Below are 23592 nucleotides of genomic sequence, written 5' to 3'. Positions count from 1 at the left end.
AGCTCGTTGCGGCGATTGCCCTGTGTGATATCTCTGCAGCGATCAGGACGCAGGAAAGCGGGTAATGGATAATACCCGCCTTTAAACCTTACTGACTCCTATTCAGCCTTTTCCGGAATAAATGCCGGTGCAAATCATGGTGTCACCGGCACCGCGTTCGCAGTAGGATTTTTTTAATTCATAGGACTGGGTTGCCGGGTTATTGAATTTGTAGGGGCCATACCAGCCTTTTGACGAGGCTTTAACCATATCGATCATGCCTTTGATAAAGGTATTACCATCCACATCCCGCATCGCCAGCAGATTTTTTCCGACCATCTTAGGATTGGCGCCCTGAGCCAGGCAATTTCCGTCAAAGTCATAGACGAAAACATATAAATCTTTTAATTTAAAGCTGTTGTCCGGATGATCGGTGAATGATTTGTAAGCTTTTTCCGGGCCAGCCGACTTAACCAGTGCAACCGCATCTTTGACCATTTTTACTGCTTCGGCTTCGCTGCCGTGGTCGGATGCTGATGCGGACAGATGCATACCTGACATCATTACACTCGCAATGATGACCGCCATCTTGATGGTTTTCTGATTCATTCCTGTTCACCTATGATTTTGTTGTATAAAAAATTACACGATGACTGCTGTCGAACCGTTGTTTAAGGTTTTAGCACATGAATCACTTGTAAACAGGAAATTAACAATATTTCAGGAATCGTTGATTCTTTATCAGGATAATTCATTGTTTATTTTTCATAAAAATGGCAGAGCAGAAGCGTCAGAAATACAGCATTTCCCAGTTTGCGCAGCCTTCGCTGAAGTTGCGCAATGGCGGAGAAATTTTTTGAACCTTTCAAAATGATGTATCAATTTCAGCTACACTGAACCATCGCATGCGAGCTGAATTTCTAGTTCCGTGAAACACTAACTTTATTTTTCAAAGATACCGAGGCGCGGATGAGTCTATTAAGTACAGTTGCCAAATTACTTGGCGGTGCAGAACCGGAAAATCGTCTTCGCCATCATGAAGACTTACTGACCAGCCTGCTGGTGATGGCATGGATGGTGGAAGCACGTGATGCCTATACAGGCGGACATTTGTGGCGGGTTTCGCAGTTTTCCCGCTTGCTGGCGCAGGAGGCCGGACTGGCAAAGCAGGATGTCGCGCGCATCCTGGTTGGTGGTTTTTTACATGATCTGGGCAAGATCAGTATTCCCGATCATATTCTGGGCAAGAGAGACCGTCTGACCGATGAAGAATATGACGTGATAAGAACCCATCCGGAAGTCGGCTGGCGTATGCTGGCAGGTCATCCGCTGGCAGAACTGGCAGAAGCCGCGGTCAGGGCACATCATGAGACGCCAGATGGAAAAGGCTATCCGCGCGGCCTTGCCGGCGAACAGGTACCGGTCGACGCCCGTATCGTCGGGATTTGCGACGCGTTTGATGCGATGACCAGCACCCGCCCTTACCGGCGCGGAATGCCGGTAGAAAAAGCCTTAAGCATCATTGAAGACAATCTGGGCAGGCAATTCGATCAAAAGTTTGGCGAACTGTTCGTCAGTATGGGCAGACAGGCGAAGTTTGATCATATTGTTGCCCACAGTGACGAAGGTATTCCTTTGCGTGAATGCCTGCAGTGCGGCCCGGTAATCGTACTGAGGAAAAAACATCAGCATGGCGACAAAGTGTATTGCCCGTCCTGTACCGGAGAATATACGCTGGTGTCACAGGGCAGCTCACTGAGCATCGCCCCAACCGGTGCGAAAGGCAGCCCGAAACAGCTGGAACCGGAAGCCGACACAGAACTCATAGGCAAACTTGTCAGGGACTCTGCACGGGCATTGCTGGTTGAATAACCCGGGGATGTTGACGTTTGTGTACGGCATGCCGCCTTATTTCAGGCAGCATGCCACTGAGTTTACCGGGTCGAAAACGAAAATTCTTTCTTGATCTGTGCGCCGGATACCACGGCATTGACCATCACTTTGTAAGATGACTTTGGTTTGAATGGCTGATAGCCGACCAGATATGCGATGTGTTTATCGCGATGCGGATTCGGGTACTGACTGCTTTTCCACCAGAAAAGACGCACAGGCAACGCCTGTCCGCTCCTCATCTCTGTGACGCTGCTCTCAATTTGTTCAATTGTGGCAGACCGTTCAAATCCGAAAATCACCACAGCGGATGTGCCACGCATCCAGTCATCATGACCCGCAGTATCTTTGGGTAAATCCGGAACAGGATTCGGGTCTTCCGGTGTCATAGACAGCGGAACATTGATCTGGCCATCATAGGGATAGTGGAAGTAAAAACGTTCGCTGTTTTTCTGACATATCGTATGGCCTGCACCACTGAATAAATTTCCAAAGTTCAGCACCAGTGGATCGAGCTGATTACCACGATCACTGATCGCCGCATAACCGATACCGATGTTTGTTGCACACTGGTCGAGCATCAGGCGAGCATGGCTGATTGTATTCAGGAAGTTAAAAGCAGGTGATAAATGAAATGCCGCATTGGCTCCACCGAGATTTTCGCCTGCAGTGCCGGGGTAACCGGCAAATTGCGCACGCTCTGTTGGCCCGATTCCGGTAAATTCCGGTTTGCCGGGCAGCTCAGCATGCCCATAGGCATTGGTGTCGGCAGGCAAATTCCTGATGATGTAACGCAGATGGTTCCGTGCAGCATTGTCCAGTTGCGCATGCTGTGCCAGCAAGCCAAGCCCAAGTTTACGGCGAATCGCATTCAGTTCATAAAATGCCTGCAGCTCCGGCGAAAGCGGCAGGTAATCCGGCTCTGGCACATACTCTTGCAAAGGCAGTTGTGTGCAATGTGGATAGTCGGTGGCATTGTTCATACATGTACCCGCATGACGGTAGCTGTTGCAGGCGGTTAAAGCGGATATCAGTGCGAGAAATGCAATGCAAATTTGATTGCGTTTCATTTTCAGATGAACTGTTTCATTTTTTCTGAAACAGAAAATATTTAAAAATGACATTTTACGCAATATTGCCAATTCGCAAAGCACTCTGCTTTTTGTGATTCCCGCAGGTATTTAATTCAGAAGCAACTTCAGCTTTTGTTTAACATGCAGGAGAATCGCTGCATGAATCACCCGAGCGGAATAAACAGAACAATTGCTACGCAGTTGTCCGCTTCAAAGGATATCGGAATAAGCCGGCACCTGCCTGGCTACATACAGTGCCGGCTTGATTTAAGCCCCTTTACTGCAGGGCTTCAGCCGGTCCGAAAAATTCGTAATGGCTTTGTGCTTCCGGTACGCCGATTTTACGTAAATGGGATTTCACTGCTTTCATAAATGGCAGAGGGCCGAGAAAATACGCATCGACATCACGTGAGGCCGGAATCCATTGTTCCAGATGTTTCTGTGTCAGAAAGCCGGTTGCATCGGCACCCTCTGTACCCTGTTCATACACATAGTAGCGCTGCATTTGCGGATGTGCTGCTGCTAATGCATCAATGTGTGAACGGAAAGCATGAACGCCAGCATGTCGGGCTGCATGAATAAAATGCACAGGCCGCCGGGTTTGCAATGCTGCGTTTAACATAGACAGCGTCGGGGTGATACCGACACCACCGCTGATCAGCACCAGAGGTTTCTCGCTTTCAGTGAGTGTAAATGCTCCGGCCGGTGGAAACAGACTGAGCTGACTGCCGACTTCAATCTGATCATGCAGATAATTTGACACCTTGCCGCCGGTTTCACGTTTCACGCTGATCCGGTAAGTGCGGCCGTTACTGCTGTCCGACAAAGAATACTGACGACGCGCTTGTTCGCCCTGAATATCGACCAGTACGGTGATGTATTGCCCTGGCAGGAAGTCCATGACTTCGGCACCATCCGCCGGAGCCAGCACAAACGAGGTAATTTCCTCGCTCTCCACAGTTTTGCTGACCACCTGAAATGCGCGTTCTCCTCGCCAGCCACCCCGTGCCTGTGCATTCTTTGCATAAATTTCCTGCTCGGCGCCAGTCAGAATTTCTGCCAGCTGACCATAGGCCGCCCCCCATGCTGCAATAACGGCATCGGTAGCGACTTCTTCGCCCAGCACTTCGCGGATGGCTCCGAGGAGCGCGGCACCGACCATAGGATAATGCTCAGGCTGGATTTGTAAGGCAGCATGTTTGTGCACAATGCCTTTCACCAGAGGACCCAGTGTTTCGAGCCGTTCGATATTGGCGGCGTACATCAGAATGCTGTTAGCCAGCGCACGCTGCTGTGTCCCGGAATGCTGATGAGCCTGATTGAAAAACGGTAAAACCTGCGGGTACTCACTGAATAATTTTTTATAAAAATGACGGGTCAGCGTCTCGCCGCTTTGCTGAAGGATAGGGACGGTGGCGGTAATAATGGCGCGGTGTTCCAGGGATAGCATGTTCATTCCTTTAAGTCTGGCAAATAATCGTCATCTGATGCCGCACGTCAGAAAAAGCTGACAGATCACCGGCGTGATCAGGCGCCTACGCCTTGATTCACAAATCCGATTCTGCGGAAACAGAGACAGGACAATGTTGTCTTCATTCAATGGCTTCCCGCCACATTGCTGCAAACTTTTGCAATCCCTTCAGGATTTCACAGTCCCGGCAACGAAGAGCGTGACTTGCACCCCACCCGCGCGCGCCGTTGGATGGTTGATGCCGGAGTCACTTTTAAGCCATTGAATTGAGCACATTCTATCTGCAAAAAATAAAACATGCAAACAAAAGGCAGCTTTAAGGATGTAAAATTTCTTTTGACCGGAAACGCGAGGGGTGGGATTGATTTCAGTAAAGGCGGGAAGTGGGGATCATGCGTTTAATGAAAGCATGACTTTTTAATGGTAACTTAATTTTTAAAATATAACATTTTATAAATTCAAGAAAATATTAATATCTGAAGTTTTCTATTATTAGAGCGGAATGCGCTGATGAAAGTGAAAAATAGTTGCCGCATAAACATTAATTCAAAAATTTTTTAAATAAAGTTAGGTGAACCCGGTTTTGTGCGGTACTATTCGTTTCAGCACTTGCATCAAGTCGTAGTCTTTGTCGGTCTCTTTCCTCTACTGCATTACAAATTGCAGCACTGTTTGAATTCCTTTCAGTTACTTTTTTCTTGATCTCCGGTGCCAACCGGGCGCAGCCCATTTTCAATTTCAAAAAGGAAGTAACATGAGTAATCAACAAACAGGTACAGTGAAATGGTTCAACGAATCCAAAGGCTTTGGCTTTATCGCTCCTGATAACGGCGGTGCAGATTTGTTTGCCCACTTTGGCGACATCCAGACAACAGGTTTCAAAACGCTGACTGAAAACCAGCGCGTATCGTTCGAACGTGCAACTGGCCCTAAAGGCGACAAAGCCAGCAACATTCGTCCTCTGTAATATTCTTTCGCCTCACCATCTTAGTGCAGGCTATTGACCACATTCATCAAACGATACCAGCGTCGCTGGTATCAGCAAGTTTCACGATCGTTACTTGTCCGGAAGGCACTTTGCAGATAGCACTGGTCTCCGGAAACAGGTTCCCGTTACACCACGCAGATAGCATGGGTACCGGGCGTCGTGATCGACAGTGAATGGAAGCTCGCTCCGGCGGGCTTTTTTTATTCTCTGTTCACTCAGGTTGTTCAACTGCATCATCAGCTGCTTGCCAGCAAGGAAGGGAAATGCCATGGCGAAAGAAGAATTGATTGAAATGATGGGCAGCGTCGGTGAAATTCTGCCGGATCTGCGGTTTCGCGTTGTGCTCGATAACGGCCACGAAATCATTGCCTACACCGGTGGCAAAATGCGCAAGCACAATATCCGTATTCTGGCAGGTGATAAGGTCACCGTAGAATTATCGCCTTACGATTTCAGTAAAGGCCGGATTATCTTCCGCCACCTCGCGACCCGCAGCGGTCCGCCACCGGCACAGCGTCGCCATCACTGATGTTTGCTGATTCCGCAAATTACAAAATATCAGTGCAGTACTAAAAAAAACCGGCTTGCTGACAGGCCGGTTTTTTTACGGGTGTTTGTGGGCCTTTCCGCGCAGTCATTATGCAAGAAACCGCATTCGCGATTTCCGGAGAGCCGGACTTTCTGCCGACGAGCGTCGGATTGCTGTGCTGAATGCCGCATTTGGATCAAAAAACGGGCTTGGGCGGGCATTTGGCGGCCGACAGAGTATCTTCTTCCGGAACTGAGAGATTGGCCGGCAAAAGTGCTTCAATTCCGGCTCAGGCAATTTGTCAGTAAGTTACGCAGTGAGCGGGTATCCTGCAGGCCATTGCGCAGCCACACGGCTTTGCCCGCGGCCTCAAGACGGGCGGCGTGATCAAACTGGTCAAAATCCTGCGGCCAGACCAGCGCCGGAATCCGGTGTTGCAGGCAGTGATACATAATCCCCGCACCACCGTGATGAATCACTGCTGCGTACTTTGCCAGATGACGCTGATACGAAATATAGCTGTAGCGATGCAGATTGCTGCGTAATTGCTGGTGTTGCTGATCGTGACGTCCATCGGAAAAATGAAAATCCCATTCCGGGCAGATTGCCGCCAGTGCGCTGAGCGCCGCAACAACTGCATCTTTCTGCCAGTGTAAATGCGTTCCCAGCGTAATCAGAATAGCAGGACGCTGCGCGTCAAATTCGGGCTCAGGTGCTGGCAGTGGCGGGGTGTAAAGTGCTGGTCCGATAAATTGCAGTGCTTGCGGCCATTGACGCGGAAATTCCAGCGCCGGATCGGCCAGTGCAAGGATGCAATCCGGCGAATACGCTGCTTCGCTGCCGTCTGCACGATACAAAGCGCTGACCCCCAGATCGCGTAACAAGGGATAACACAGCGCAAATACTGCGCGTTTAAAGCTGCGGACTTTTTTCCGGTGCAGCCACTGGCTGGCAGCTTGCCAGTGATTCTTTGCCGGTTTCAGACCGCCGCAATAGGCCGGTGGCCCGTCAGAAGTTTCGATTACACAAGGCGATGGCATACTGGTCCACCAGCTGATCCGGTGCTGCTGTGCGACGATGCCAGCCAGTGGCAAGGTAAAGTCGGCAATGATCAGATCCGGTTTCTGCTGAGTGCGGTAGTGATGATCCAGCGCTGCGCGAAACGCACGAAACAGCCTGAGCGCAGCACGGAATTGTCGCCACAGTGCGAGCGGATTACTGCGTACCGCGCCGCCGGGATTGGCAATCTGATCGAGTATCTGGTCGGCATCGCCCTCCTGCAGTATGCAATGCGCCGGCAAGTCGGCCTGAAGAATTGCTGACTGTGCCGCCGCTGTGCTGATCACCCTGACCTGATGGCGGGTTGCGGCAGCGCGCGCCAGTGCCAGCACAGGGTGCAAATGTCCGGCAAACGGTGGTGCCAGAAAGTCGATGCGCAGGGATTGTTTTCCTTTTGTTGCCATCAGTGCCTGCAGCAAGTTCAGCAGATTATCCGGCGTATCGCTTGCGCTGTAGCCCGTGGTGCGCGAATGTGTTTCAGGCAGCGTTGCAGCTGGCATAGCGCGGCTCCTTGTGCAGTCCGGCAGCAATCCGGTCGATAAACTGACGGCAGTGCTGTAATACCTCATCCTGTTGCAGATAGTTCAGATGGTCCGCATCCACCACAATATCGGCGTCTGCAAACCATCGCTGCGAAATCCAGTCTGCGCGTCCCTGAACCAGCAGGCTGTGGCAGGCCGGATGCGCTCTGGCCACTGGCCCGTAAGCAAAGACGGAAATCTTTTCCAGATCCGACGGCGCTAACTGCAAGCAATTCAACAGTTCCAGACCGCAACTGCCCGCCACAAAAACGGTATGCTCAGCCTGTTGCAATAAGGCTTGTACAACAGGACGGTAACGGCGGTGAAACCACGGCATACGGGCATTCAGATATTCCCTGCCATTCGCCAGGCTGGCCCGCAACAAGGCGGTTGGCTGATACGCTTTTTCTACCGGCAGATACGGAAAATTCATTCCGGTCAGATGCCGGTCTGCACCGCCCAGTTGTTGCAAAAATGTTTGCTGCGCGGGGCTCAGTACCCAGTTAGCCGGATTACTGCGTCCGTTCAGCATCGCGATTTGTAAAGGGTGCTGCATCGTATTTTTCCTCCGGTGGGTTTCAGGATTCGACGGCATGAAACTGATTATTACGAATCACCTGATATACCCGCGAACGCCAGCGAATGCGCCTTTGCTTCAGTGCATGCAGCAAATGCAGTGGCTGCAGCAATTCGGACAACAAAGACAAAGCAAAGCGGTGACGGATGCTGCCTGTTACGCGTTGCTGGACCAGCATCATGGCAGCACTGCGTAAGATGAGGACCAGCAATAGTAAGAGCCAGCCTGCAGGCTGAAACACACTCAGCAGTATCAGCATCCACAGCAGTAAAGGATGAATTCCCTGCAGCAGGCTGATCAGCACAGCGGTCGGTTTCGTTTGCTGTTGCAACAGCAGGGTTGCAAACACCATCCAGCGATGCATCTGGCGCGCATACTGTGGCAAGTCAGACAAACTGGTTTGTACACTGACTGGCACTGCCAGCTGCAATAAATCACCCTGATGCTGACGGCACAAATCCGCCATCGCCAGATCATCGGTTAAGTGCTGCAACACCGGTTTGAAACCACCACACGCCAGCAAAAACTCACGACGCATTGCATAGCACATGCCATTGATCGAAACCGGCGTGGTGAATGGCAGTAAGGGCAGGTAGGTCATTACCGCATTATTGTTAACAAATTGTGCCAGTAGCTGTGACGGAAAATTCTGCCCCTGCTGATAATGCGGTAATGCAGTGACTATGCCGCGCGCCGGACAATGTTGTATCAGTGCGCGTAAGCTGGCAGCCGGTAAGATTGCGTCATCGTCCAGCACCAGACACAACCGGGTTTTAATGTGATCCTGTGCCAGCGCCAGTTTCCATGCTTTCGGATTAAAACCATCCGGCGCGGCATTGCACAGCAACACTTCCATATGGACTGCGGGGTGCGCATTGCGTAACTGGTGGGCGATTTCCTGTGCAGCGAGATCGGTACGATCGATCAGCCACAGAAAACGCTGCTCCGGCAAGGCTTGCAGATTCGCCGCCAGCACTTCTGCCAGACGCGGATCACCACTGAGTAAGGGCTGGAGAATGGTAATCTCCGCCTGCGCCGCAGCTTCACCCTGAACACGGAAGCGTTTTACGCCGGTTTCCCGGTTTACCGGCATGTTTGCCAGCGCGATCAGTGCATACATGGTTTTGAAGCCGAGCAAACTCAGATACAGCAGAGCACAAAGGATGATGATGCCGATCAGCATGGCTGGTCCTTTTGCCACGCAATGAAGCGGCGTAATCCTTCGCTGACGGAAACTGAGGGCAGACCCAGATCACTGATTGTGCGGGAAGGATTAAAGGTTTTGGAATAAGCAAACACGCTGACTCCAAAGCGGGTGACAGGTGGCTCACCACGTAATCGCAGCAAGCGGTAAGCCTGTTCAATGATGCCCGCCGCCATCCACGCTGTGTTGATACTGATACTGCGTTTCGGTTCCGGTAAATTCAGTTCTCTTAATACCTTTAATAAGAAATCGGTAATGCGTACCGGTTCCGCATTCGTCAGGTTATATGCCGGCGCGAGTTTTTCCGCTTCGCAGGCACGCATGATGTAATCGCAAAGCGTATCGATATAGATCAGATCACCCACGGCCGGAGTTGTGGTCTGAAATACCGGCAACTTTCCTTCACGTGCTGCCCGCAGGATACGCGGAAACAGGACGGTATCGCCGGGGCCGAAAACCGCGCGCGGACGCAGAATAGTTTTTTCGCCTTCGTATTCCTGTACCAGCAGTTCACCTGCGTACTTGGTTTCTGCATATAAATTAACAAATTCCGGTCCGATCGGACTGTCTTCATGCAGATTGGTCTGATGCCGGTTCTGATAAAACACCGAACTGGATGACAGATAAATCAGTCGTGGTTTGCCATGGGTACGGCAAAACTCAATCACATGACGGGTTGCATCAATATTCTGCCGTTCGAATTCAGCACGGCTTCCCCACGGTGCAGCTCTTGCCGCGGCGTGGATCACAACATCCGGACATAGGGGCAGATCAAACGGCTGGCTCAGATCCAGCGGGTGGTAAACAACTTGTGAGGGTAATCCCGCATCCAACCGTCGGCCTATGCCGTGCAGGGACAAATCCTGACGTGCCGCAAACCGGCGCATAAACGAAGAACCGACAAAACCGGAAGCTCCGGTGACCAGCAGTGTTTTCACAAATTACTCCTTGTTCGGGGATTGCACACAACGAATACGGCGGCGCTTTTGTCCGGCTGCACACGCTTCCCAGCCCGCAAAGCGCAGTTCCGGGGGCTGCAATTCCTGCTGCAGACACAGCGAGAACAGTGCTGCAGCGGTCTGATGCTGTAAAGCGCCGACTGTTTCCGGCGATGCTGAAGTAGCCGCTTGTAAGCGTATCAGCCAGATCATGCCATGCTGCTCTATCCGGTAATCTTCCGGCGCAGGTTGCAGTTGCATCATCAGATGCCGCAGCTTGTCCGGAAAAACCGGTTGCATCGCAGATTTGCTGACCGGTGCCAGCCACAGTACATCATCCTGCCTGCCTTCAATTGCAGACAATACGCGGCTGTGACGACCACAATTACACGCGGAATGACTGACACGCAGTACGTCATCCAGCCGGTAGCGGACGAATGCCTGTGTTTCGCGTCCGAAATCCGTTATTTCAGGCGTGAAACGTTCGTCGTCTATCCATTGCGCTTGAATATGCAGCCATTCTTCATTCAGATGTAACTGGCCTTGTTCGCAGGTGTAGGCGAGCAAGCCTTCCGTGCACTGATAAATCTGTTCAGTTTTTTGTTGCCACGCTTGCTGAATCAGGAACTGATCATCGGCTTCCAGCACTTCGGCCACACTGATGACTTGCTGCGGCCGTATATGCAGTTCGCCCGCGATTTGTGCGCGTGCCATTGCCGCCAGTACCGAAGCCGGTGCAATCAGAATCTGCGGCTGTATGCCCTGCAGCCAGTTCATCAGTGCAGACAGGCTCTGTTGCAGATCGCCATAATGAAAATGCAGACGGGCATTGTGTACAGTGGTGTACAGCTTGCTGTTTGCCCGTAACAAAAACGCTACGGATAAGGGTCTGGCGAACGGATTCAGTAACTGCTTCAGATGCGCAGGTTTCAGCACTCGGGCCAGAATCACACCGGCCCAGCGCGCCCTTTCCTGATCACTGACCAGAAACACACCGCGCTGTCCGGAAGTTCCGCTGGACAGACCGACGGCAATACCCGGTTGCAGTGGCGCAGAGAATACGCGCTGCTTTTCTGCTGCCAGTCCGAATTGCTGCGCTTGCTGCAGGCTGATGCCAGCCTGATTCAGTTCACTGAAGTGCTGCTGCATCAGCGTTTTCTGCATCGTTGGCCAATTCTGCAGTGCCTGTCCTGCGTAGCGGCGATAAAAAGGGATGCGCTTCGCACAGCGCTGCAGGAAGTCTTGCACGCGTTGCTGCTGCCAGGCTTCCAGCGCAGCACGGTTCCGGAAACGAAAGCCATAGCGGGTGCGCAAGAATGCATGCAGAAAGATACCGCCCTGCATAAGACGATTCAGCATGAAGAACCCCCGTCGCGATAAGCCTGCAGACTCTCTGTGCAATGTGATGGCAGCAGGGCGATTTCCGGATGCCGGTTGCCGAGTAAATGCAGATTCTGCAGTGTCTGCCGGTACTGATGCCAGTCATGCATTACCAGTCTGGTCAGCGAGGAAGGCATGCTTGCCTGTTGCCACGCAGCGCGCGACCAGCAGGCATCGGCACACAGAAAAACTTCACGGTCTTGGTGATCACGCAGAATGATGCCCATTTGTCCTGCTGAATGTCCCGGTAAGCGTACTGCCATTACACTGCCGTCGCCGAAAATATCAAATGCGGTGCCGAAGTCTGACCATTGGGCTGGCAATGCGCGCTGCGGATAGGATTCGGCAATCGTCAGTCGTTGCCGGAACTGGTCGGGTAATAAACCGGGTAACAAGCCATGGCGTGTCAGAGCGAAACGGCTGCGGGTACTCAGTACACTGCTGACTTCCGCATCCATGGCGATAAACCGGGCATTCGGCAAATCACGCATACCTGCTGCATGGTCAGCATGGAAATGCGAAATCAGACATAAACGGATATCGGTCAGCTCGTATCCTGAGCTGCGCAGCTGGGTTTCCAGCGTTTGCTCTTGCGGTAACTGCACAGGCGTCGCCCAGCGGTACAGACGTTCCGGAAATGGTGTGGTTGCCGTTTCAAAATGGGCGGCATAACCGGTATCAAATAAAACCGGGCCAGCCTGCGGATGCACGATCAGCGCCGCGATGGATGGAAATTCCACCAGTTTCCAGCGCCCGTTCCGGTTTGCAACCCGTTCGCAGTGGCGGCAGCTGCCGACCTGCATCAGGTGTAATTGCACACGTGTCGTCATTGCGGCCTCACAAACGCAGCACAGCGATGCCCATAGAGACACCGGCACCGGTACCGATCAGGGCAATCAGATCACCGCGCTTCGCTTTACCGCTGTTGATCGCGGCATCCAGCGCAAACGGCATGGATGCGGCGACCTGATTTCCAAAGCTGCCAAGGATATTGATAATGCGTGAAGGCGGAATGTCGAGCAGACGCGGCAGAATCGATAAAGCTTTTCCGGAAGCCTGATGCGGCACGTAGCACTGAATTTGTTCGCGGCGCACACCGGCTTGTTGCAGCACACGTTCAAACAGAGCAGGTAAATGCCGCGCCGATAATTTATACAATGCTTTGCCATCCATACTGAAAAAGCTGGCGCCCGTCGTGGCTGAACGTGCATAGCCCGCGAAAAAGTAATTGCTGCCGCCGGCTTTCAGATGGCAGGCATCAACGCCTTCGCTGTATGTTTCCTGTGCTGCTGCAAGCAGCGCGCTACTGCCATCGTCACAGCGCTCCAGAATCACTGCCGCGGCACCGTCACCGAATAAAGGTGCGGTGTAGCGGCAATCCGGATTCAGCGCGCGGCTGGGCAGCTCTGCGGAGACCAGTAATACGCGGCGAAAGCGGCCCGCGGCAATCGCGTAGCTCAGTTGCTCCAGCGCGACCAGAAAACTCAGGCAGGTGGCATTCATATCAAATGCAGGGATGCCGCTGCCCTGCAAACCCAGACCGGCTTGAATTTGCGCAGCAAAGCAGGGGATAGCCTGTTGCGGTGTACTGCCCGCAGAAACAATGCAATCCAGCGCACTGGCATGGAGGCCGGCGCTTTGTAAGGCACGCTGCGCGGCCTCGGTGGCCAGATGCTGAGCCTGCAGGCTCGCATCCGCCTGATAACGCTGTTCTACGCCACAGGCAGCGGCTGTGGTACCGCTGCGGAGTTGCCAGCGCCTGTCATACGTTTCAGACGCCACACAATGCGGTGGCACGCTGGTACCGGTAGCGGCAATACGTACCGGTATGCCTTGCGGCTGGCTGAATAGTCCGGATGCGGAATCCGAGTGACGCATGATCTGGTGTCTCCTGTGAACGGGTCTGGGCTGAAACGAGAATTGTCGCATTCTTTGTCAAAATATTATGCGATTTGCAGACTGCCGTGACGGTGGTACTCCGGCAGAGATGTGCAGAATCGCGACATACACAGTATGCGTTAGCGGGAAAATTGGGTACACTAAATCATGAAAAGAATTTAAAAAATCACATAAAAGTATATAAAAAGGGAACTATGTCCAGCCAGCAAAGCCAGCTTATTGCCACACTGAAACAACAATTGCGCAGTAAAGGGCTGACTTACCGTCAGCTCGGTGTTGCGCTGGATTTGTCCGAAGCAAGGGTAAAAAAGATGTTTGCCAGCGAACGGTTTACGCTGGACCGTGTGATAGAGATTGCCGAAATGCTCGGCCTTACGCTGTCAGAGCTGACTCGCCTTGCGGAGCAGCAACAGGCGGCAATCCATACCCTCACGGAGCAACAGGAGGCTGAGCTGACCGCTGATACACGCTTACTGCTGGTGTGTGTTTGTGTGCTGAATCATTGGAGCATGGACGACATCATCCGTACCTATCAGCTCGATTCCCATACCTGCCTGTTGTATCTGCTGCGACTGGATAAGCTGGGGCTGATTCAGGTGCTGCCCGGCAATCGTATCCGCCTGAATATTGCACGTGATTTTGACTGGCGCAGTGATGGCCCGATACGCCGCTTCTTTATCCAGCATGGCTTATCGGATTTTCTGAATGATGATTTTGTGCGCGAAGACGAAAGCCTGTGTTTTACCCACGGCATGCTGAGCCGCGCCGCGATGCATCAGATGCAGGCAGAAATCCGCCGCTTACGTCAGCGTTTTGCAGAATTACACAGCGACAGCACGTCGCTGCCACTGACTCACCGCCATGGCACGGCGATGATCGTTGCGATGCGTGAATGGGAATTGCAGGCGTTTGAGAAATTGCGTCGCAACTGAAGATTGAGCGATCAGGAAAAAACTGTGAGCGATTCAAGAAAATTTCTCAATTCCGTTTCCCTAGAATGCAGACTTACCGCTGCATGTGCAGCTGGCGAAAGAAGTTCTAACTGAGAGGAAATGCGATGCGTAAATGGATAATAAGCAGCATGCTGGTTGTGGCGACGATGCAGGCACAAGCGATGGATATCAGCAGCAAAGATATGCCGGACGGAAAAACACTGAACAGCGCGCAGGTTTTTCAGGGTTTTGGTTGCAGTGGCGGCAACGTATCGCCGCAGATCAGCTGGTCTGATGTACCGGCAGGCACAAAAAGTTTTGCGATCACGATGTATGATCCGGATGCACCAACCGGCAGTGGCTGGTGGCACTGGACTGTGGTGAATATTCCGAAAGAAGTCCGTTCGCTGGCAGCGGGTGCCGGTCAGGCAGGCGGGGCGGCCTTACCGAAAGGTGCGGTGATGGGAAGAACAGATTATGGTACAGCTGCATTTGGTGGTGCCTGCCCGCCGCCGGGTGATAAACCGCACCGTTACCAGTTAACCGTGTGGGCGCTGAATACAGATCATCTGGATATCAATCAGGAAGCCAGCGGCGCGCTGGTCGGCTACATGCTGCGGGCACATGCTTTAGGGCAGGCCAGTCTGACCGGCTATTATGGCCGTTAAGATTGCCGTTAAAACGATGGAAGATAAAAACGCAGTCGTTGACTGCGTTTTTCGATTTTCAGGAACAGAGCAATGATGGCAGTTTCCACAGCACTGGATTTTTATCATGCGCGACAAGTGCAGAGTCTGCGCAGTATCCGCTTTGCGGAGCCAGCGCTGTGTTTTGTAAGGCGCGGGGAGAAGCGTTTAAGCGCTGGTCAGCACAATTTTCAGGCAGCTGCCGGAGAATGGCTGATACTGCCTGCGAACACGCCACTGATGATGGAAAACTGTCCTGAACAAGGGCAGTATGCAGCCGAAGTGCTCAGTATTTCGCATGAGATCGCCAGCACGTTTTTGCGATATGCAGGTGCTGATCTGGCTTTAACACCGGCTCCGGCAAACGCAGACACTTCGCTGCATATCAAAACCGCTCCTTTACTGGCGCAGGCATGGGAAAAGCTGGCGCAGGCGCAGCAGCCGGGTTTTCCCCCGCTGCTGGCACGCCATTATTTATTTGAAGTGCTGATGGTGGCAGCCCTGTATGGCAATGTGCAGGCTTTGCTGAATCCGCCTGCACCCGGTCTGGCCGATAAAGTGCGTCAGTTATTGCAAAGCAGCCCGGCAGCGGACTGGGTTCAGGCCGACGTGGCAAAACATTTTCACATGAGTACGCCAACGCTGCGCCGCCATCTGGCAGCGGAACAGCAGACCTTCCGCGACATTCTGGACGATGTCCGTATGCACCACGCGCTGCATTATGTACTGAGCAGCCGTAAAAATATGGACTGGATTGCAGGCGAATGCGGCTTTACATCTCCCGCCGCTTTTTCTACAAGGTTCCGTCAGCGATTCGGTATGGCTCCGGCCAGTCTGAGAAAAACCTGCTGAACGCTGAGTCTGGCGGACAGGTAATTCGTGTATCTGTAAATTCTTCTTGCTATTACTGTTTCGTCAGCTAAAACGACACTGATAGTTTTGATGAGTCATTGCACCGGATAACAAGGCATCCAGTATTCCTGACAGGTTTTTGCGGGTGCAGGTTGATCCGGGCTCAATTTGGATCAGGATTTATGGCGCAATTTCGGTTCAGTAAGGAAAAGAAGACGGATGTAGTTAATCCTCAGCTAGTACAAAAGAGCTGGAATATCCTGATTATTGATGATGATGAATCCATTCATCAGGTGACCGAACTGGTGCTGGGGCGGTTGCAGGTGGATGGTCGTCAGTTGAAACTACACCATGCATTTTCTGCTGCAGAAGCCAGAGGCTTGCTGCAATCAGAGCACACCTTTTGCATGGCATTTGTCGACGTGGTCATGGAAACGGATCAGGCTGGTCTGGAACTGGTGGACTGGATACGACGGGAAAAGAAAGATCCATTCATTCGTCTGGTATTGCGCACTGGTCAGCCGGGCTCTGCGCCGGAAGAGGATGTGATACGGCGTTATGATATTAATGACTACCGCACAAAGACCGAATTTACAGCATTAAAAATGCAAACGGCCGTTTACGTCGGTATCCGTGGCTACCGCGATATTATGACGATCAGCCGTAGTCTGGATGCTTTCAAGCGATTGATTCTTTCTTCTACCAAAATTCTGAAAATCCGGGATTTGCAGGAATTTGCTACGGCTGCACTGGAAAATTTGCTGGCATTGCTGGATCTGGAAAGTTCCGCTGTTTATATCGTCCGGCAGGAGACCGATTACGATGCCAGCGTGCGCGAACTGATACTGGCACGATCCGGTCAGTTCGGTGACATTACCGACTGCACATCACAGATAGCACAGCGAGTGCGAAGCAGAATCGATCAGGCTTTTCATGAGGGCCAGAACGAGCTGAACGAACAATATTTCGTCGGATATTGCCGCACTTCGCCTGATGCCTGCTCCGTTCTTTATATTGAGTTTGAAGATGATCCTGAACATTTCAATGCCGCACTGGCGGAAATGTATGCCACTACCGTTGCGCTGATACTGGAAAGTCTGACGCGCCAGCAACAGGTAGAACGCAGCCAGCGTGAGTTACTGTATATCGTTGGCGAGGCGGTTGAGGCACGCAGCAAGGAAACCGGTAGCCATGTGAAACGGGTGGCACTGATGTGCCGTGTTATTGCCCGTCATTGCGGCTTACCGGAGTCATTCGCGGCGAACTTACAGATTGCTGCCCCGTTACATGATGTCGGAAAAATTGCAATTCCGGAACATATCCTGCATAAACCGGGCAAGCTGGATGCACAGGAATGGGAAATCATGAAAACCCATGCCGAGATTGGTGGAAATCTGGTTGGACGTTCTGATTTGCCGGTGGCAAAACTGGCGGCGAGACTGGCACACTATCATCATGAAAACTGGGATGGCAGCGGCTATCCGGAAGGCCTTGCGGGTGAAACCATTCCGATTGAAGCCCGCATCATGGCGCTGGTGGACGTGATTGATGCGCTTGGATCGCACCGCAGTTACAAAGAACCCTGGCCCGCCGGGCAAATTCTGGCATTTATCAAAGAGCAGAGCGGTCTGAAATTTGAACCCCGGCTGGTGGATGTGGCCAGCGACTGTTTTGATGAGCTGATGCAGATTCGTGCATCTTTCCCCGATTGAGTAAGGAGAGCGGACATGGAAATTAGGGAAGGGTTGCTGCGGCAGATTATCGAGGGTGTGTCGAATACGTATGGTGATGACTTTTTCATTTCCATTAGTCTGCAATTGTCCAGGGTCATCGCGGTCGATTATGTGTTTATTGCATTACTGAACCGTGAGGCGTATCAGTCTGACACCATTGCGCTGGTAGTAAAGGGCGAAGTGCAGGCCAATATCAGTTATTCGCTTGCCCATACACCATGTGCTGATGTGGGAAATGATTCGGTGTGTTGCTACCCTTGTAATGTCAGTGACGCTTATCCGGATGATCAGTTGTTAAAAGACTTGAATATACAAGCCTATCTCGGAACACCTTTACGTAATTCACGCGGCGAGGTAATGGGATTGATTGTGGCAATGAATGAAAATCCTATCGCGCAGCCGGATCTTGTACTCACTTTGTTCGAAATTTTCTCCGGGCGTGTATCTGCAGAGATCGAGCGCAGAAATTATGAGAAAGCGCTGGTAGAGCTGAACCGCGAGCTGGAACAAAAGGTGGTACAGCGCACCCGGGCCCTGAAAGAGACTCAGGAGCAATTATTAGAGTCTGAAAAGATGGCTGCGCTGGGAAATCTGGTAGCCGGTGTCGCACATGAAGTCAATACGCCGCTGGGAGTGGCGATTACAGTGCAAAGTGTGATGGCAGATGCACTGACTGCACTGGAGCAGGCAATTCTTCAGGAAAATCTCAGTGAAGAGCAAATGCAGGCGTATCTGCAGCAGGTCAGAAAGTGCCTGGATTTGCAGGAAAGTAATCTTCGGCGCGCCAGTGATTTAATTGAAAATTTTAAACGTACAGCAGCCGACCAGCACACGCTGGAGCTGGAACAACTGAAACTTTCAGAATATCTGCCACAGGTCTTATCCACGCTGCATCCGCTGCTGAAACAGGCAAATGCAGAGGTGATTCTGCAGGCCGCCCCGGAACTCAGTGCGCTGACGTATGCAGGGTGCCACGCACAGATACTGACGAATCTGGTCAGTAACAGTGTGAGACACGGATTTGCCGGCCGTCACAACGGCAATCAGATTCGGATCCACTTGCATCAGGACAGTGATGGCATGGTGCATTTGCAATATCTGGATAACGGATGCGGTTTGAGTGAAGAAGGCCGGCAAAGAATATTTGAGCCCTTTTATACCACCGCCAGAGCACAAGGCGGCACCGGCCTTGGCATGTCAATTGTCTATAATCTGGTTACCCAGCGTTTACGCGGGCAGATACGGCTGATTGAAAGTGCTCAGGGATTCGGGCTGGAATATACATTTCCGGTTTCTGGCAACGATGACACGGCGCAGCGACAGGCGCAATAAATTCTGATCTCAGCTGAGTGATGTGCGAACAGGGGCATGCATGCTTTTCCCCGAGGGAATTTCCCCCGGGTAGGACGCGTTACTACTGATCATGTATGGCTGGCTTCAGGTCTTGCAGATCGTAAAATCAATCACAATCGCGCCCGGTTCTTCGGAAACCGGCGAGATTTGTACGCGGTCACCGAACAAGTGCGTGATTTGCTGCAGCAAAGGCAGTGGGTAATGATCATTACAAAAGCGCATGGTTTCTCCTTTATCCAGCGCATTCAGTGCGCCGAAAATCGCGGCGTGGCGAAAGCGTTTGGCGATACTGCGTGCGTCAAACGCATAAACGCCGTTCTGCATGGTAGGTAATGAGCAATCGTGAGCCATGGTGAATTTCCTTTATTAAAAATAAAAATAAAAAGCAGAGTTGTTTGCTGCTGCATGACCTTGCTGTCGCAAAGTCATGCAGATCAGGTGCTGATTCAGTTCAAGTCATCAGACGCCGGTTTTTGTTGCTTGTCCAGCCAGCGCATCACTGGTTTGCGGTTTGCGGCCACCGGTCAGTAAGCGCAGTGCGAAGATCGCGAGGCAGACTGCACCGAGGGCAAATACCACATCACCCGGTACACGCAGCCAGACCAGTGATTCCATGAACGGGGAGTGCACGACTTCCGGCGAACGCGCAAACCACATACCCTTACTGATGCTGGCAGCGGCCTGATACACACCTGCCGGTACCAGCGACATGAATACCATCATCGCCAGACCGATATTCATCAGCCAGAACATCGCTGCCAGCCAGCCATCCGACCATGCCATACGCGACGACAAGCCACGCAGGCAGAACAGCATCAGACCGATACCCAGCATGCCGTACACACCAAACAGCGCGGCGTGGCCGTGGGCTGCGGTCATGTTCAGTCCCTGCATGTAATACAGTGCGATAGGTGTATTGATTGAGAAACCCAGCAAACCGGCACCAACGGTATTCCAGAAACCAACCGCGATGAAGCACAGTACCGGCCAGCGATAGGTTTGCACCCAGCGGGCAGAACGCGAACGCTGATAGTTTTTCCAGGCTTCCAGACCCACCAGTGACAGTGGTACGACTTCGAGTGCAGAGAACATACCGCCGATAGCGATTACAAAGGTGGGTGTTCCGGTGAAATACAGATGGTGCAACGTACCCAGAATGCCACCGAACAGGAACACGATGGTTTCGGCGATGATCGCTGTATTCGCAGTGGCTGCTCTGATCAGCCCGAGGCGGGTGAATAGCAGGGCAATTACAGCGGTAGCAAACACCTCAAAGAAGCCCTCTACCCACAGATGAACCAGCCACCAGCGCCAGTATTCAATCAGCGCGTAGTGTGTATGACGACCCCAGGTCAGGGATGTCGCATAGAAAGCACCGATACACATTGCTGCCAGAAACACCATCGCAATCAGGCCACGGCTTTCCGACGGACGACGCAGAGCAGGCATCAGACCGCGGCCGAGCAGCGTGACCCAGAACAACAGACCAACAAATAACAGGATTTGCCAGACGCGGCCCATGCTGGTGAATTCCAGACCCTGATTACCGAGCCAGAAACTGAATTCGCTGCCTTTGTGCTGCAAAGTGCCAAGCCAGCCTGTAGCAGTAGAGCCGACAACGATAAACAGCAGCGCATAGAACAGCAGATTCACGCCCAGCTTTTGCAGTGGTGGTTCATAGCCGGAAATAGCCGGTGCAATATACAGACCGGTCGCCAGCCATGCCGTTGCAATCCACAACACCGCAAACTGCGTATGAATGGTGCGGCTGATGGTGAACGGTAAAACATCTGCCAGCGGGATGCCGAAGAAACTCTGCCCCTCAACCGCATAGTGGGCGGTAATCACCCCCATACCGATCTGCGCCAGAATCAGGCCAATCACCACATAGAAATATTTGCGGGTGGCACGCATGGATGGCGTCGGTTTCAGACTGAACAGCGGATCGGCTTTCGGCGGTTCCGGATCGTCTTCCTCCTTCGCTGCCGCATGGCGCAAGACCATGGCAGCAATCGCAGCGATCAGCAGGATCACGCTGGCAACCGACCAGATACCTGTCGCTGCCGTTGGCGTATTGCCGGTTAATGGTTCATGCGGCCAGTTGCTGGTATAGCTGACGCCATCCACACCCGGTCTGTCTGTGGTGGCAGACCATGCTGACCAGAAGAAAAAGCCGGTCAGCGCCTGCAAGTCACTGGCATCCGGTACCGAGCCTTTTTGCATTGCATATTGCTCACGCAGTTTATCCAGCTTGTCATCGCTGCCGAACAAGCCGCTGTAGTGGGCTGCCACCTGTGCCATGGCTTCGGAACGTTCGGCAGAAACCTGCAGGGTTTCCGATGCGGCATCATAGGTATTGGCGCGCATTTCCTGTTTCAGTACAGCCTGTAAGGCTGCCTGCTTTGCGGTATCCAGCTTCGCAAAAGGCAGTTGATATTGCTGTTGCGCACGCACATCGAGTAAAGCCAGCGCTTCGCGGTGTAACCAGTCTGCAGACCAGTCCGGTGCCAGATAACTGCCGTGGCCCCAGACCGTCCCTAATTGCTGCCCGCCGGCTGCCAGCCAGGCTTCCTGCCCCTGCTTGATTTGCTCGCGGGTGTACAGCACTTTTCCATCCTTGCTGACAACTTGTTGCGGAATCGGTGGTGCAGAAAGATAAATTTCACTGCCCACCCATAGTAAAACGCCGAAGGACAGGGCGCAGATCACTGCCAGCCATGTCCAGAGTTTGCGTGTTGCATGCATGGTTTTCCTCTCTGATGAGTAAAAAGACGGAAAGCCGGCTTTTGCGCGGTTTAAAAGCTGACTTTAAAATGCATTTTATTCGCATCTTTTTAAACATGCAAACAAAATACAGCTTAAAATGCAGTGAAAAGATTGAAGCAGATCATGCCGCTACACAGAAAAGATCCTCAGCCTGCAAGGGTGCACGCTGGCAGAATCTGCGCAGATCGCGGACAATCACAGCTGTTTGACAATCTGCGGGCAATGGCACGCCGTTTCAGGAACCACCATGCGATTAACCAGCTATACCGACTACACCCTGCGCACTCTGATGTATCTGGCCATGCATCCGGAGCAACTGGTCACAATTCAGGATATTGTCAGCCTGCATGACATTTCCAAAAACCATCTGACCAAGGTAGTGCATCAGCTCGGTTTATCGGGGTTGATCGAAACAGTGCGTGGCCGCAACGGTGGTATCCGTCTGGCAAAACCGGCAGACCAGATCGTAATCGGCGACGTGATCCGCATGGCAGAGTCAGACTTCGATATGGCGGAATGCTTTCAGTCTGACAGCGGCAGCCAGTGCGCCTACGCCCGCGCCTGTCACCTGAAGGGCGTGCTGCATCAGGCAACACAGGCGTATCTGGCTGTTCTGGATAAAGTCACCCTTGCAGATATTACCGGTGCGAACAGCACCAACAACCAGGCGGCTCAGCCGGTGACGATATCGCTGGACTTGCTGACAAAAAAATCCGCTTCCTGAACATTTCCCTGCGTTCGTGATGAAGGCCCGCCAGTTTGTGCCGGCGGACGACATCGTCATGGCAGTTAGCGCTGCTCACATACCACCCCTGCTGTGCGCAAATCGGCATTTACCATTTCCTGAGCCTCGGACTTTTCGCCGACGACAAGCCGGTTGCTATGCAAAAATCTGCATTTAGCCCTGTTTCAGCCATTCTCTGGTAGTTCCGGTGCTGCCGCAGCGAAGACAAAATTAATGTTATGTCTGATCAGATATTCCCCCCGATGTAGTTCTGACGCTTTCGGCAAAGCAACCTGCGTTGACTGACCGCAGTATTGGTCAAATCAGGAAATTTGTCGTTCCGATGACTCAAAACAAAAAAGGATTAGATATTTTGGATTGTTAAACAATGTCAGATATTGACTTTGAAGAAACTTGCAACCTATGATCGACGTTTTACTAATGAATGTTTTAAACGATGAAAACCCTGATCAGATCCGTATTTATCTCTTCTGCTGCGATGATGTTTGTCACTGGTTGTGCAATGGTTGCTCCGGGCTACAATCCATCGATGGAAAATGTGCAGTCACTGAAAAATAACAGTACGACTGCAATGAAAGTGACGCCGTTTGGTAGCGAAAAATCTCCGGAAAACAATAATCCTATTTCTATCCGCGGATCTTCTCTTGCATCTCCGTATGACCAGTCTTATTCATCGTATCTTACTGCTGCTCTGAAACAGGAACTGCAACTGGCAAACCGCCTCTCCAATGATGCAGGAATTGAAGTCACTGGCATTCTGCTGAAGAACGATATCGACGCAGCGGGCTTTTCTACAGGCTACACAACAGTTTCCGCACGTTTTATCGTGAAGAAAGACGGAAAAGAAGTGTTCAATCAGATCAAAACAGTGAAGTATGAATTCCCGTCTTCATTCGTCGGAAGTGTCGCAATTCCTGCTGCAGTCCAGTCATACAATGTTGCTGTACAAAAACTGCTGGCGTCACTCTTTGCTGATCAGGCATTCAATCTGGCAACTAAATAAGCGGGCATAAAATG

At 52.1% G+C, this 23592-nt stretch carries 23 protein-coding genes; 11 read left to right on the top strand and 12 right to left on the bottom strand.

Annotation, left to right across the window (positions count from 1 at the left end):
• Positions 1-102: 102 nt before the first annotated feature.
• Positions 103-588: a cache domain-containing protein gene (locus IE092_RS06795; RefSeq protein WP_229793068.1), complete on the bottom strand. Its 486-nt coding sequence runs from the start codon at positions 586-588 to the stop codon at positions 103-105.
• Positions 589-628: 40 nt separating this feature from the next.
• Here IE092_RS06795 and IE092_RS06790 point away from each other — a divergent pair, with 40 nt between their 5' ends.
• Both IE092_RS06790 and IE092_RS06785 read left to right on the top strand, forming a co-directional pair.
• Positions 629-853, top strand: coding sequence for a hypothetical protein (locus IE092_RS06790; protein WP_189356269.1), 225 nt, complete (start codon positions 629-631; stop codon positions 851-853).
• A 95-nt stretch (positions 854-948) separates the two neighbouring features.
• Complete coding sequence (locus IE092_RS06785; protein WP_189356268.1) at positions 949-1851, top strand: HD-GYP domain-containing protein; 903 nt, start codon at positions 949-951, stop codon at positions 1849-1851.
• 62 nt (positions 1852-1913) lie between these two features.
• On the opposite strand, the gene IE092_RS06780 is transcribed toward IE092_RS06785, so the two are convergent.
• Both IE092_RS06780 and hmpA read right to left on the bottom strand, forming a co-directional pair.
• Positions 1914-2852, bottom strand: a complete 939-nt coding sequence (locus tag IE092_RS06780) for a CAP domain-containing protein (RefSeq protein WP_189356267.1) — start codon at positions 2850-2852, stop codon at positions 1914-1916.
• A gap of 367 nt (positions 2853-3219) precedes the next feature.
• Positions 3220-4392 (bottom strand): NO-inducible flavohemoprotein, encoded by a 1173-nt coding sequence (hmpA, locus tag IE092_RS06775; protein WP_189356266.1) that lies wholly within the window; start codon positions 4390-4392, stop codon positions 3220-3222.
• Positions 4393-5167: 775 nt separating this feature from the next.
• On the opposite strand from hmpA, the gene IE092_RS06770 reads away from it, so the two are divergent.
• Both IE092_RS06770 and infA read left to right on the top strand, forming a co-directional pair.
• Positions 5168-5380, top strand: coding sequence for a cold-shock protein (locus IE092_RS06770; protein WP_189356265.1), 213 nt, complete (start codon positions 5168-5170; stop codon positions 5378-5380).
• 289 nt (positions 5381-5669) lie between these two features.
• Positions 5670-5930: a translation initiation factor IF-1 gene (gene infA / locus IE092_RS06765; RefSeq protein ID WP_189356264.1), complete on the top strand. Its 261-nt coding sequence runs from the start codon at positions 5670-5672 to the stop codon at positions 5928-5930.
• A 278-nt stretch (positions 5931-6208) separates the two neighbouring features.
• Here the strand turns inward: infA and IE092_RS06760 are convergent, their stop codons facing one another.
• Genes IE092_RS06760 through IE092_RS06730 form a run of 7 tightly spaced genes read right to left on the bottom strand, consistent with a single transcriptional unit; the run spans position 6209 to position 13487 of the window.
• Positions 6209-7489, bottom strand: coding sequence for a glycosyltransferase (locus tag IE092_RS06760; RefSeq protein WP_229793067.1), 1281 nt, complete (start codon positions 7487-7489; stop codon positions 6209-6211).
• Positions 7467-8066 (bottom strand): hypothetical protein, encoded by a 600-nt coding sequence (locus tag IE092_RS06755; RefSeq protein ID WP_189356263.1) that lies wholly within the window; start codon positions 8064-8066, stop codon positions 7467-7469. The genes IE092_RS06760 and IE092_RS06755 overlap by 23 nt, the downstream gene beginning before the upstream one ends.
• 22 nt (positions 8067-8088) lie before the next feature.
• Complete coding sequence (locus tag IE092_RS06750; protein ID WP_229793066.1) at positions 8089-9288, bottom strand: glycosyltransferase; 1200 nt, start codon at positions 9286-9288, stop codon at positions 8089-8091.
• Complete coding sequence (locus tag IE092_RS06745; protein WP_189356261.1) at positions 9264-10229, bottom strand: NAD-dependent epimerase/dehydratase family protein; 966 nt, start codon at positions 10227-10229, stop codon at positions 9264-9266. Before IE092_RS06745 ends, IE092_RS06750 begins: the two co-directional genes overlap by 25 nt.
• A 3-nt stretch (positions 10230-10232) precedes the next feature.
• Positions 10233-11588 (bottom strand): F390 synthetase-related protein, encoded by a 1356-nt coding sequence (locus IE092_RS06740; protein WP_189356260.1) that lies wholly within the window; start codon positions 11586-11588, stop codon positions 10233-10235.
• Positions 11582-12439 (bottom strand): MBL fold metallo-hydrolase, encoded by an 858-nt coding sequence (locus tag IE092_RS06735; RefSeq protein WP_189356259.1) that lies wholly within the window; start codon positions 12437-12439, stop codon positions 11582-11584. The genes IE092_RS06740 and IE092_RS06735 overlap by 7 nt, the downstream gene beginning before the upstream one ends.
• Before the next feature lie 7 nt (positions 12440-12446).
• Positions 12447-13487, bottom strand: coding sequence for a 3-oxoacyl-ACP synthase III family protein (locus IE092_RS06730; RefSeq protein WP_189356258.1), 1041 nt, complete (start codon positions 13485-13487; stop codon positions 12447-12449).
• Positions 13488-13702: 215 nt separating this feature from the next.
• On the opposite strand from IE092_RS06730, the gene IE092_RS06725 reads away from it, so the two are divergent.
• The 5 genes from IE092_RS06725 (at position 13703) to IE092_RS06705 (ending at position 19043) form a co-directional block, all read left to right on the top strand.
• Positions 13703-14440, top strand: a complete 738-nt coding sequence (locus IE092_RS06725; protein WP_189356257.1) for a helix-turn-helix domain-containing protein — start codon at positions 13703-13705, stop codon at positions 14438-14440.
• Positions 14441-14565: 125 nt separating this feature from the next.
• Positions 14566-15108, top strand: coding sequence for a YbhB/YbcL family Raf kinase inhibitor-like protein (locus IE092_RS06720; protein WP_189356256.1), 543 nt, complete (start codon positions 14566-14568; stop codon positions 15106-15108).
• Positions 15109-15180: 72 nt separating this feature from the next.
• Positions 15181-15978: an AraC family transcriptional regulator gene (locus tag IE092_RS06715; protein ID WP_189356255.1), complete on the top strand. Its 798-nt coding sequence runs from the start codon at positions 15181-15183 to the stop codon at positions 15976-15978.
• A 182-nt stretch (positions 15979-16160) separates the two neighbouring features.
• A complete protein-coding gene (locus tag IE092_RS06710) occupies positions 16161-17690 on the top strand; it encodes an HD domain-containing phosphohydrolase (protein ID WP_189356254.1) in 1530 nt (509 codons plus the stop codon).
• 15 nt (positions 17691-17705) lie between these two features.
• Entirely contained in the window at positions 17706-19043 is a 1338-nt protein-coding gene (locus IE092_RS06705) for a sensor histidine kinase (RefSeq protein ID WP_189356253.1), read from the top strand.
• A gap of 105 nt (positions 19044-19148) precedes the next feature.
• On the opposite strand, the gene IE092_RS06700 is transcribed toward IE092_RS06705, so the two are convergent.
• Together IE092_RS06700 and IE092_RS06695 are read right to left on the bottom strand one after the other, a co-directional pair.
• The gene (locus tag IE092_RS06700) at positions 19149-19415 is read right to left on the bottom strand and encodes a DUF2249 domain-containing protein (protein ID WP_189356252.1); all 267 of its coding nucleotides are present in this window, start codon (positions 19413-19415) and stop codon (positions 19149-19151) included.
• Positions 19416-19523: 108 nt separating this feature from the next.
• A complete protein-coding gene (locus IE092_RS06695; RefSeq protein WP_189356251.1) occupies positions 19524-21809 on the bottom strand; it encodes a nitric-oxide reductase large subunit in 2286 nt (761 codons plus the stop codon).
• Positions 21810-22077: 268 nt separating this feature from the next.
• On the opposite strand from IE092_RS06695, the gene IE092_RS06690 reads away from it, so the two are divergent.
• Together IE092_RS06690 and IE092_RS06685 are read left to right on the top strand one after the other, a co-directional pair.
• Positions 22078-22554: an Rrf2 family transcriptional regulator gene (locus IE092_RS06690; RefSeq protein ID WP_189356250.1), complete on the top strand. Its 477-nt coding sequence runs from the start codon at positions 22078-22080 to the stop codon at positions 22552-22554.
• 457 nt (positions 22555-23011) lie between these two features.
• Positions 23012-23578 carry a hypothetical protein gene (locus tag IE092_RS06685; protein WP_189356249.1) on the top strand — a complete coding sequence of 189 codons (567 nt, stop codon included), beginning with the start codon at positions 23012-23014 and terminating at the stop codon, positions 23576-23578.
• Positions 23579-23592: the final 14 nt, after the last annotated feature.

This window comes from Cognatundibacterium squillarum, assembly GCF_014652435.1.
GTDB classification, from domain to species: domain Bacteria; phylum Pseudomonadota; class Gammaproteobacteria; order Burkholderiales; family Burkholderiaceae_D; genus Undibacterium; species Undibacterium squillarum.
The sequence above is the reverse complement of the archived record's forward strand: the minus strand, read 5'-3'. Positions and strand labels throughout refer to the sequence as shown.

What these genes read in the sequence shown, in the direction of transcription:
- IE092_RS06690 (WP_189356250.1), top strand. Translation starts at nt 22,078, where the DNA reads ATGCGATTAACCAGCTATACCGACTACACCCTGCGCACTCTGATGTAT.
- IE092_RS06685 (WP_189356249.1), top strand. Translation starts at nt 23,012, where the DNA reads ATGAAAACCCTGATCAGATCCGTATTTATCTCTTCTGCTGCGATGATG.
- IE092_RS06760 (WP_229793067.1), bottom strand. Translation starts at nt 7,489, where the DNA reads ATGCCAGCTGCAACGCTGCCTGAAACACATTCGCGCACCACGGGCTAC.
- IE092_RS06725 (WP_189356257.1), top strand. Translation starts at nt 13,703, where the DNA reads ATGTCCAGCCAGCAAAGCCAGCTTATTGCCACACTGAAACAACAATTG.
- IE092_RS06710 (WP_189356254.1), top strand. Translation starts at nt 16,161, where the DNA reads ATGGCGCAATTTCGGTTCAGTAAGGAAAAGAAGACGGATGTAGTTAAT.
- IE092_RS06705 (WP_189356253.1), top strand. Translation starts at nt 17,706, where the DNA reads ATGGAAATTAGGGAAGGGTTGCTGCGGCAGATTATCGAGGGTGTGTCG.
- IE092_RS06695 (WP_189356251.1), bottom strand. Translation starts at nt 21,809, where the DNA reads ATGCATGCAACACGCAAACTCTGGACATGGCTGGCAGTGATCTGCGCC.
- infA (WP_189356264.1), top strand. Translation starts at nt 5,670, where the DNA reads ATGGCGAAAGAAGAATTGATTGAAATGATGGGCAGCGTCGGTGAAATT.
- IE092_RS06700 (WP_189356252.1), bottom strand. Translation starts at nt 19,415, where the DNA reads ATGGCTCACGATTGCTCATTACCTACCATGCAGAACGGCGTTTATGCG.
- IE092_RS06730 (WP_189356258.1), bottom strand. Translation starts at nt 13,487, where the DNA reads ATGCGTCACTCGGATTCCGCATCCGGACTATTCAGCCAGCCGCAAGGC.
- IE092_RS06780 (WP_189356267.1), bottom strand. Translation starts at nt 2,852, where the DNA reads ATGAACAATGCCACCGACTATCCACATTGCACACAACTGCCTTTGCAA.
- IE092_RS06740 (WP_189356260.1), bottom strand. Translation starts at nt 11,588, where the DNA reads ATGCTGAATCGTCTTATGCAGGGCGGTATCTTTCTGCATGCATTCTTG.
- IE092_RS06715 (WP_189356255.1), top strand. Translation starts at nt 15,181, where the DNA reads ATGATGGCAGTTTCCACAGCACTGGATTTTTATCATGCGCGACAAGTG.
- hmpA (WP_189356266.1), bottom strand. Translation starts at nt 4,392, where the DNA reads ATGCTATCCCTGGAACACCGCGCCATTATTACCGCCACCGTCCCTATC.
- IE092_RS06770 (WP_189356265.1), top strand. Translation starts at nt 5,168, where the DNA reads ATGAGTAATCAACAAACAGGTACAGTGAAATGGTTCAACGAATCCAAA.
- IE092_RS06795 (WP_229793068.1), bottom strand. Translation starts at nt 588, where the DNA reads ATGAATCAGAAAACCATCAAGATGGCGGTCATCATTGCGAGTGTAATG.
- IE092_RS06735 (WP_189356259.1), bottom strand. Translation starts at nt 12,439, where the DNA reads ATGACGACACGTGTGCAATTACACCTGATGCAGGTCGGCAGCTGCCGC.
- IE092_RS06785 (WP_189356268.1), top strand. Translation starts at nt 949, where the DNA reads ATGAGTCTATTAAGTACAGTTGCCAAATTACTTGGCGGTGCAGAACCG.
- IE092_RS06790 (WP_189356269.1), top strand. Translation starts at nt 629, where the DNA reads ATGACTGCTGTCGAACCGTTGTTTAAGGTTTTAGCACATGAATCACTT.
- IE092_RS06720 (WP_189356256.1), top strand. Translation starts at nt 14,566, where the DNA reads ATGCGTAAATGGATAATAAGCAGCATGCTGGTTGTGGCGACGATGCAG.
- IE092_RS06755 (WP_189356263.1), bottom strand. Translation starts at nt 8,066, where the DNA reads ATGCAGCACCCTTTACAAATCGCGATGCTGAACGGACGCAGTAATCCG.